Annotated in this window: 8 protein-coding genes and 6 pseudogenes; 8 read left to right on the top strand and 6 right to left on the bottom strand. The window is 59.2% G+C overall.

The genetic code is table 11. From position 1 onward, the window contains the following. Positions 1-36 precede the first annotated feature (36 nt). Both ACLKMW_RS26125 and ACLKMW_RS26120 read left to right on the top strand, forming a co-directional pair. A pseudogene (locus tag ACLKMW_RS26125) lies at positions 37-1172 on the top strand (alpha/beta hydrolase family protein). A gap of 233 nt (positions 1173-1405) precedes the next feature. Continuing rightward, positions 1406-2242, top strand: a pseudogene (locus ACLKMW_RS26120) (IS5 family transposase); the annotation flags it as partial. A 5-nt stretch (positions 2243-2247) separates the two neighbouring features. Here the strand turns inward: ACLKMW_RS26120 and ACLKMW_RS26115 are convergent. Together ACLKMW_RS26115 and ACLKMW_RS26110 are read right to left on the bottom strand one after the other, a co-directional pair. Further along, positions 2248-2445: pseudogene (locus tag ACLKMW_RS26115) on the bottom strand (transposase domain-containing protein); the annotation flags it as partial. Next, positions 2397-2543, bottom strand: a complete 147-nt coding sequence (locus ACLKMW_RS26110; protein ID WP_415727439.1) for a hypothetical protein — start codon at positions 2541-2543, stop codon at positions 2397-2399. The pseudogene ACLKMW_RS26115 and the gene ACLKMW_RS26110, both read right to left, overlap by 49 nt. Here ACLKMW_RS26110 and ACLKMW_RS26105 point away from each other — a divergent pair. The 5 genes and pseudogenes from ACLKMW_RS26105 to ACLKMW_RS26085 form a co-directional block, all read left to right on the top strand. Beyond that, positions 2523-2642: pseudogene (locus ACLKMW_RS26105) on the top strand (hypothetical protein); the annotation flags it as partial. The gene ACLKMW_RS26110 and the pseudogene ACLKMW_RS26105 sit on opposite strands and share 21 nt — an antisense overlap. A gap of 100 nt (positions 2643-2742) precedes the next feature. Further along, positions 2743-2940 (top strand): hypothetical protein, encoded by a 198-nt coding sequence (locus ACLKMW_RS26100; RefSeq protein ID WP_415727438.1) that lies wholly within the window; start codon positions 2743-2745, stop codon positions 2938-2940. Beyond that, positions 2921-3295 carry a recombinase family protein gene (locus ACLKMW_RS26095; RefSeq protein ID WP_415727434.1) on the top strand — a complete coding sequence of 125 codons (375 nt, stop codon included), beginning with the start codon at positions 2921-2923 and terminating at the stop codon, positions 3293-3295. The genes ACLKMW_RS26100 and ACLKMW_RS26095 overlap by 20 nt, the downstream gene beginning before the upstream one ends. Positions 3296-3330: 35 nt before the next feature. Then, complete coding sequence (locus tag ACLKMW_RS26090; protein ID WP_415727433.1) at positions 3331-4281, top strand: recombinase family protein; 951 nt, start codon at positions 3331-3333, stop codon at positions 4279-4281. Positions 4282-4316: 35 nt separating this feature from the next. Beyond that, entirely contained in the window at positions 4317-4691 is a 375-nt protein-coding gene (locus ACLKMW_RS26085; RefSeq protein ID WP_415727432.1) for a hypothetical protein, read from the top strand. Positions 4692-4723: 32 nt separating this feature from the next. On the opposite strand, the pseudogene ACLKMW_RS26080 reads toward ACLKMW_RS26085, so the two are convergent. Together ACLKMW_RS26080 and ACLKMW_RS26075 are read right to left on the bottom strand one after the other, a co-directional pair. After that, a pseudogene (locus ACLKMW_RS26080) lies at positions 4724-4906 on the bottom strand (ATP-binding protein); the annotation flags it as partial. Then, positions 4855-5082 (bottom strand): anthrone oxygenase family protein, encoded by a 228-nt coding sequence (locus tag ACLKMW_RS26075; protein ID WP_415727436.1) that lies wholly within the window; start codon positions 5080-5082, stop codon positions 4855-4857. The gene ACLKMW_RS26075 and the pseudogene ACLKMW_RS26080, both read right to left, overlap by 52 nt. Positions 5083-5214: 132 nt before the next feature. Here ACLKMW_RS26075 and ACLKMW_RS26070 point away from each other — a divergent pair, with 132 nt between their 5' ends. Then, positions 5215-5421, top strand: coding sequence for a transposase (locus tag ACLKMW_RS26070; protein WP_415727431.1), 207 nt, complete (start codon positions 5215-5217; stop codon positions 5419-5421). Positions 5422-7013: 1592 nt separating this feature from the next. On the opposite strand, the gene ACLKMW_RS26065 is transcribed toward ACLKMW_RS26070, so the two are convergent. After that, positions 7014-7313: a DUF892 family protein gene (locus tag ACLKMW_RS26065; protein WP_415727430.1), complete on the bottom strand. Its 300-nt coding sequence runs from the start codon at positions 7311-7313 to the stop codon at positions 7014-7016. 148 nt (positions 7314-7461) lie between these two features. Beyond that, positions 7462-7677: pseudogene (locus ACLKMW_RS26060) on the bottom strand (transposase); the annotation flags it as partial. Positions 7678-8048 lie beyond the last annotated feature (371 nt).

The following is an 8048-nucleotide window of genomic DNA, read 5'->3' as shown; positions in this document are numbered from 1 at the left end:
CCCTGGTCCTCTCAATGGGCCAGAGCTTACTTCAAAATGGATTATTTCAACGGGGCAAGGTCAGGAGTTCAATACGAATTACTGGAGCGATGGAATGTCGAACGTCTGAACCAAATTCTTCAGGCTGAGACACCGAGTTTCGCGGAGATCCCAGTGACTTACAGCCCTGCGCGCAATGCGGTGCGCCTCTACCGGGTCACCTATTCCTCGGTGATTCCTGAGCAAGGCAACAAGCCCATCGTAGCAACAGGGCTGATTGCCATCCCAGAGGGCACCAGCAAGAGCTTTCCCATGGTCTCGTACCAGCATGGGACGGTCTACGGGAAACAGGAGGTGCCTTCCTCCCCCGAGCAGTCTCCCGAACCAAACTCATGATCGCTCAATTCGCGGGTCAGGGGTATATTGTCATCGGTGCCGACTATTTCGGCATGGGCTTATCCGAGGAGCCCGAGGGCTATATGGTCAAAGGCAGCCATCAGCAGGCGACCTATGATATGTTGATGGCAAGTCGTGCCGTGCTCGATCACTTGAAACTCGAGAGCACCAAACTGTACCTGGCGGGCTGGTCGCAAGGCGGCTTCGTGACCATGGCCTTCCTGGAGAAGCTCGAAAGCGCGGGCGTAACCGTGCAGGCCGCGGCTACGGCGAGCGCCCCGGTCGATGTTTCGGTCGCACTGAACGGTTTCCTGAGCTTTCCCCGCGAAAACGACGCGCCGTGGGTCACGACGCTGTTTATCCTGTCGGCCTTCGCTTTCGAAAATTATTACGGCGTGCCGGGTTTGGCGCGATCCGTTATCAACGACGAATACTATGAAGTATCGCGTAAAGCATATGAGCGGAAACCAATCGACGCCGCCGCCATACCGACCGATTTGCACAAGCTGGTTCGACCCGAGTACTTGGATCCACAGTTCTTTGCTACTTCAGCCTACGGCAAGCTCGTAGCGGACACCCAAGCTTATCGGTGGGTCATCCAGACGCCGGTTCGCAATTATTACGGCGAGAGCGACGAGGCAATCAGCACTGGATTGGGGCAGTTGGCGATGACCTACCAACGCGCGATCGGCAACGGCAACGACCGCGTCGAAGCCGTCTCCACTGGCGACACCACCCATCGCGGAACGTTTGCCCGAGCCGTCCCGCAATGGAAGACGTGGTTCGACGCCCCCTAAGCGCTTGAATGGAATATCCGACCAAGGGGCGGTTGGTCACGGTCGTTCCTTCTGCTGGTGCCAGCCGGTTGGGCGTGGACGAGGCCGAAAACCGACGGTATCTCCGCTTCAGCAAGGAAGGAGAAGAAGCCACAGCGCTCATCAGCGCGGGTGAAACTGGAGGGCTCGAAATACCTCGCCTTCGGAACCGGATTTTGATTCACTCGGCGTGTTGATTTGCGCGGAGGCAGCGGATGCTGGGGCAGGCTGGCTTTTGCGACATTGACGAGCGGTATCCCCGATTGAGCGAGGCGGGCGATCCTCTGGAAAAGCTTGGCGCTGTCGTGCCGTGGGAGGTTTTCCGGAAGCCTCTGTCCAAGGCGCTGAAGCGTTCGGATGGTGCGAAAGGAGGCAGGCCGCCTTACGATGCGGTGCTGATGTTTAAGATCATGGTGCTGCAAGCGCTGTATAGCCTGTCGGACGACCAGGCCGAGTTCCAGATCCAGGACCGGCTGTCCTTCATGCGGTTCCTCGGCCTGGGGCTTGGCGATCGGGTGCCGGATGCAAAGACGATCTGGCTGTTCCGGGGACACCTGACGCAGGCGGGTGCGGTGGAGAACCTGTTCGCCCGCTTCGACAAGCACCTCACCAAGGCCGGTTATCTCGCAATGGGCGGGCAGATCGTCGATGCGACAATCGTGGCGGCGCCGAAGCAGCGCAATACCGACGCCGAGAAGGCCGACATCAAGGCGGGCAAGGTGCCGGACGCATGGAAGGCGAAACCCCGCGAAACTGCGCCAGAAGGACCGCGATGCGCGCTGGACGGTGAAGTTTTCCAAGGCCAAGGTCGCCGAGGAAGGAAAGACGCAGCAGCGCGACATCGCCATTCCCGTCTTCGGCTACAAGAACCATGCCTCGATTGATCGTCGGCATGCTTCATCCGCGGCTGGAACGTCACAAGTGCGGCAGCCTATGACGGGGCTCAACTCCGCAATGTCCTCAATCGCTCCAACACCGGTTCGACGGTGGGGGCCGACACGGCTTATCGCTCGAAGAAGAACGAAGAGTGGTTGGAGAAGAATGGTAAGCGGTGTTCTCAGGCCACGGCCTTGAGCGTCGGAGCCCGGATGTAGGCCCACGGGAGGAGATCCTCGATCTGGCTGTTGGGATGGCCGTTGACGATCCTGGTGAGCACATCGGCGAGATAGCCAAGCGGCTCGACGTCGTTGAACTTGCATGTCTCTATCAGCGAGGCGATGACGGCCGTGTGCTCGGCGCCGCCGTCGGAAGCAGCGTCATAATGCCGGGAATCCGGGCTTCGACATTGTCGTCACCTATCCATTCCATCCGCTGGCTGGGCAGACGGTTGTCGTGATCGGTGAGTATGAGCATGGCGGCATCCGCTACCTTTTGATTCGGCGGCCGTATGGCGGGACCTTCCATCTTCCGGACTGGATGGCCACTCCACAGGCAGGCTCGGTTGCGATCGTTGCCGCCCCCCGACTTCCGCTCACACACCTCCTCGAACTTCGCGCACTTGTCGATCATCTCGTAGCTTCTCTTCCGAGAGACTCGATCTCCGGAGAGGGACATGCCGATGAAGAATCCGCTGCGCACCCAACTGGATTTGTTCGCGCCCGCCGTACCGCCGGCCGAGATGTCGAGCGAGGAACAGGTAAAGGCGGTGGTGCTGTTGCAGTCTCTGCTGGTCGAAGCAGTGTCCGTGCCGGGCGCCGGACTGTCGAGCCGGGACCGGAAGGAGGCAGGCGATGAGCAAGATTACCACTGAGCACCTTTGCCGCAGCGCCATCATCTATATTCGGCAATCGACGTCCTACCAGGTGGTGAACAACCTTGAGAGCCAGCGTCGCCAATATGGCCTGGCTGAGCGGGCTCGGCAGTTGGGCTGGGACGATGTCCAAATCGTCGATGACGATCTCGGCCGATCCGGCGCCGGCACGGCTCGGCCCGGCTTTGAGAAGTTGTTGGCGGCCATATGCGAAGGTCGTGTCGGAGCGGTCGTCTCGCTGGAGGCGTCGCGGCTGGCGCGCAACGGCCGTGACTGGCACACCTTGCTTGAGTTCTGCGGGTTGGTCGGAACATTGATCGTAGATGAAGATGGCGTCTACGACCCACGCGCCTGATCAACGATCGCCTGCTGCTTGGCATGAAGGGCACGATGAGCGAGATGGAGCTTTCGCTGTTCCGGCAGCGCTCCATCGAGGCGCTCAGGCAGAAGGCTCGCCGGGGAGAACTTCTGCTGACTGTCGCTGTCGGCTACGTCAAAGCGGAAGATGGGCAGCTCGACAAGGATCCGGATCGTCGTGTCCAGGACGGCATTGCTCTGGTGTTCCGCAAGTTCACTGAGTTGCAGTCGATCCGGCAGGTTCTGCTCTGGTTCCGCCAGGAGCAAGTCCTCGTTCCGGCCATCGTTCAGGGCCGCGGCAAGCAGGCGATTGAATGGAAGGTGCCGGTCTATCACACGCTGCACCACATGCTGACCAATCCGGTCTATGCCGGCGCCTACGCTTTTGGCCGGCGCGGAACGCGCGTTGTAATCGAAGGCGGCCGCAAGCGCGTTATGCGCGACAGCTTGCGCCGGAATTGGAAGGACTGGGAGGTTTTGATCCGGGGCCACCATGATGCATATATTTCTTGGGAGGAGTTCGAGAGGAATCAGCGCCTGATCCCCGCCAACGGCAAGAGTTACCTTGGGCGCGGGGCGATCCGCCGCGGCGAAGCCTTGCTGCCCGAGCTATTCCGCTGCGCACGCTGCGGCCGTCGATTGCATGTCGCTTACAGCGGCAATGGCGGGAACACCCAACGTTACATCTGTCGCGGTACCTTTGGCGACAATGCCGCCGACAACTGCATCCGCTTCGGCGGCATGCGGGTGACCGGGCAGTCGCCCAGGAGGTTCTCGGCCGACTGCAGCCGCTCGGCATCGAGGCAGCGATGGCTGCCATGGCGGCGCAAGGCCAGGAACATAGTGACAAGCGACAGCAGGTCGAGAATGTTTGTCGCCAGGCCCGGTACGAGGCGGAGCGGGCGCACCGCCAATATGACGCGGTTGATCCCGAGAACCGGCTTGTCGCCAGTGAACTCGAGCGACGCTGGAACGAGAAGCTGACCCACCTTAGCAAGCTTGAGGAGGAGCTTGACCGCTTGGCCGCTCTGAAAGCACCGACGGTTTCCACCGACGATCGTTCAAGACTGATGGTCCTCGGGAAGGACCTCGCCCAGGCCTGGGACAGCCCGGGCGTTTCGACCGAGACACGCAAAAAGATCATCCGCTTGGTGGTCAAGGAGATCATCGTCGACGTCGTGGACGATAATCTGGCGCTCATTATCCATTGGCAAGGTGGCGATCACACGCGTCTCATCGTGAAGAAGAACAAGGTCGGTCAAACCCGATGGACGATCGAAGGCGATACCCTTGATCTTGTTCGGGTACTGGCCCGCCAGATGCCGGATCTGTCGATCGCCGCCATCCTCAATCGCGCCGGCAAAAGGACAGTGTTGATCTCCACCAGGAACTGACCCGGGATTTCCGCCGAGAATTGACCCACCTTTCAGGTATGTTTCGGTTCGGTGGTGGTGGTCAAAGTCCTGCTTTTCCCCTTCGTGGTTTTGGTCTCATGCGCTGAGCTGTTCTTGAATCGGAAGCTGACGTTTCCGGTTTCGAGGATGTGGCAGTGATGGGTCAGGCGATCGAGGAGTGCGGTGGTAATCTTAGCATCCCCGAAGACGCTGCTCCGATCCCCGCGGAGGCCAGCGCTGCGCCTGAACCGATTGCTCTCACCTCGTTCCATAACTTCCATCGGTCCGAATAGGCCCGCCAGATATCCCCTGCGCTGGCGATATCGTCGGGAACAGCAGTCGCGACCAAGGCCTCGTTCATGGGTACGTTCACCGCAAAAGTGAGGAACAGCCCGAAACCAAGATAGACGGCAGCCGCGGCGGCGAACCAGCATGCCGGCCCGCGATGGCCCTATAGAGCCGCGCAACCGCAGTTATTCTCAGAATCACCGGGGTCGGAAAGAAGGCGGGAAAGAACACCGCGTTGCGGACAGCCGTCGGCGACATTGAACGATTCTCATCTCGGGAAAAGCTCTTCAGCTACTTCGGGCTCAATCGGCGGGTTCGGCAGTCCGGTGACAAGCCGGCCTATCACGGCCGCATCACCAAACAAGGCCGAGCTCACGCACGATCGATGCTGGTTGAAGCCGCATGCTTATTGGCTGTACTGGCGTTTTTCGGCGCCGACTGATTGGCTCGCCGCTTGACCGTAAACTGTGGGGAGCGGGAATCGCTTTCAATCGCTCACCGATTTAAACCCGTCGTCCCCGATGACCTAGCACGGACGATCTAGCTGCTATGGCTGAGTTTCCGGAGTTTACTTTTGCTGGCAAACTGGCTTGGGGGAGATCAGGAGCGCTTATGATGTCACACATAAAGCAATTGCTCTGCACCGCCGCCATCACTCTGCTTTCGCTGTCACCACTCAGCGCCGCGCAGCCGCCTGATCGAGGCGGCACGCCCGGTCTTGGTGTTGCTAACGGTGGTTCGAATGTCCTAGCCGTTCCCAGCCCTGTGGCTGGAACCGGTTGCCGATCGTCATCATCGCGGGATGCGGCTATATTTGGATGCGCCGAAGAGTACGACGTCAGAAAGAAGAGAACGCGCGCCGCTGAATTTCTATTTAGAGAATAGCCCGTCGTCTCTCAGGAGACGGCGGCTTTTCCTTTTGGGGTGAAGGATTAGCCGCGTCCGCTCTCCCAAACGCGTTCTTGACCGTTTACAGCGACAGAGCGAATCAAATTTAATGTCGGAAATTGGTTGATGCTTGGACCCACCGACGCCCACCCGACTTTCGTTGTTGGGGTTGGAGGAACAATGAGCGAAACGTATAAACGGCCTGCGCTCAGTGAAGAGTGGATATGTATGCTCGCGCTGGAAACGGGCGTCACCGAAGGAGATATCCGAGCGATAATCGAGCTGGTGGGCACCGATCGGGCCTCCATCTTGCGCGAGGCACGATATCTCAAAAAGACACGAAGCGGTCCAGGCCTGCATATATCTTGATCTCTGAGACGAGCTGGGGTCACCGAGATACTACTGCATCATTGGTGGTTGTCTTGTCTTATGACTTTTCCGTTGGCTGTGGGCATTAAGAGATGCCCGACCAGGGTGGGCACCTTCGGCCTGGCGGCGACGCGGCGAATAAATGAGATCGTCGGCGCGCGCCCTAGACTTGAAAAGAAAATCGGCGGCGTTGGAATCAGATACACCGATGCCTGGAAAGCGCGCCCTGCAATCGCCGATACAGCAGCGGCCGTCGCCGCCCGAGAAGGCCGTAGGCAGGTTTGCGCGAGTCCCTTGTAGGAAACCTGCAGATTGTATTGATTACTGCGATCACGGCATCGACAATCAAGTCCGAGCCGCATCAAGGGGCTCTTGCTGACCCAGGGCATCCGCGACTTCAAACCGTTCAGGCGAGACTGGCGTGAGCAACTAGAGGCGCTGGGTACGGCCGAAGGGCGCGAAAAAAGCGCGAGTGCCGCCGAAGCCTTCCTCTTCAAGCTGCCAGTCCACGCTTCGAGTATCCCAGCGCCGCAAGAAGCTGCGCTTCATCTTGTGGAAGATCGTCGCTCTGCCCGTGTCCGTTACCGTCGATGGACGCACCTATAACAGGTCGCTGCTGGGCGGCATCAACAAATGGCACATAAAAGAAAGCCCGCCGCCTCGAGACGGCGGGGCCGCTTCTTCGAGTTTGGGCTATTTACCTCGAGCGCCATAACGGGCCGGCGGTTGCTTGGTTCCATCCTGGGCAAAACCAAACGCCATTAACGCAACCAAGGTTTAGCGTTTTGCGGTGTCGGCGTCCTGCCCCTCACGCGCGAGGAACCGCTGCGTAACTGTCGGAAAATTTTCCGCCAACCAAGAGGCCATCTCCTCCTCTTCGCGCAGGTTCTGCTCGTAAACGCGCTGGACTTCTAAGTCACCGCAATCCTTGGCGGCGGCGATCACCATCCTGTAACTGGCGATCTCCATATGCTCGAAGGTGTAGCCCGAAAGGACGCCCTTCATCACCTCATCGCCGGCGAAGATGCCGCTTACACCTTGTGCCATCGCCATCAGCTTGCCGCCTGCATCCTTCATCGTTGACGTGCTGCGCCGAGGCGTTTTAGACACTCTCCAAGCCTGCGCGCCTGCACTTTCGTTTCCTCAATGTGTCAATCGGCTCGGAATGGGGACTCTGGATCGGCGTGCAAACGGGGCTCTGACGCACTCTCGCTGCGGCCACAGCCTACGTTGCACCGACGAGGCGCGCCTGGAGCAGATCAATCTTGGTGCGGCCGTACATTTGCCGCTTGATGAGTTTGAGTTTGGTGATCTGGCCTTCGGTCTGGCCATTCGACCACGGAGAGATAATGGCGTTGCGGACTGCGGTGATGTCCTTTTCAACCCCGTTTGCAAAGGAGCCGACGAGGCTTGCCTTCGCGCCGTCGAGCCAAGCTTCCAATCCACATGACACATTCGCAAAATCCCGAACATTTAACGGGTGCCCTGCAACGCAGGCTATCACCGTGATGCAAAATAATTGTCCTCAATGCGCAACTTTCTTCATTTGACCTGCATGTCGCCCGCTCCATTTCCGGTGAAACAGCAACCAACTGGAGGTGGCGCTGAAATGCGGTCTTCGATGCTTCCGAGTCGCCTGCCGAGACTCCATTTGTCATCGCTCGCCTCATACCTGTGTTCCGGTTCTGAACGACCGGCCCCTAAGCCCCGGCGCCGGCTCTCTCAAGACAACAGGATCAACTGATATGTTGGACAAGAACGCGAACGTGTCGCGGGCTGGGCACTCGCCGCTTTCGCTGAGTGACGTCTCCA

The organism is Borborobacter xinjiangensis (assembly GCF_047739745.1).
GTDB lineage: Bacteria > Pseudomonadota > Alphaproteobacteria > Rhizobiales > Rhizobiaceae > Pseudaminobacter.
Note: the sequence above shows the minus strand (reverse complement) of the source record. Positions and strands in the feature narration are given on the sequence as shown.

Coding starts and splice junctions, on each gene's coding strand:
- ACLKMW_RS26090 (WP_415727433.1), top strand. CDS start 3,331: ATGAGCGAGATGGAGCTTTCGCTGTTCCGGCAGCGCTCCATCGAGGCG.
- ACLKMW_RS26110 (WP_415727439.1), bottom strand. CDS start 2,543: ATGCTCATACTCACCGATCACGACAACCGTCTGCCCAGCCAGCGGATG.
- ACLKMW_RS26065 (WP_415727430.1), bottom strand. CDS start 7,313: ATGAAGGATGCAGGCGGCAAGCTGATGGCGATGGCACAAGGTGTAAGC.
- ACLKMW_RS26095 (WP_415727434.1), top strand. CDS start 2,921: ATGAGCAAGATTACCACTGAGCACCTTTGCCGCAGCGCCATCATCTAT.
- ACLKMW_RS26100 (WP_415727438.1), top strand. CDS start 2,743: ATGCCGATGAAGAATCCGCTGCGCACCCAACTGGATTTGTTCGCGCCC.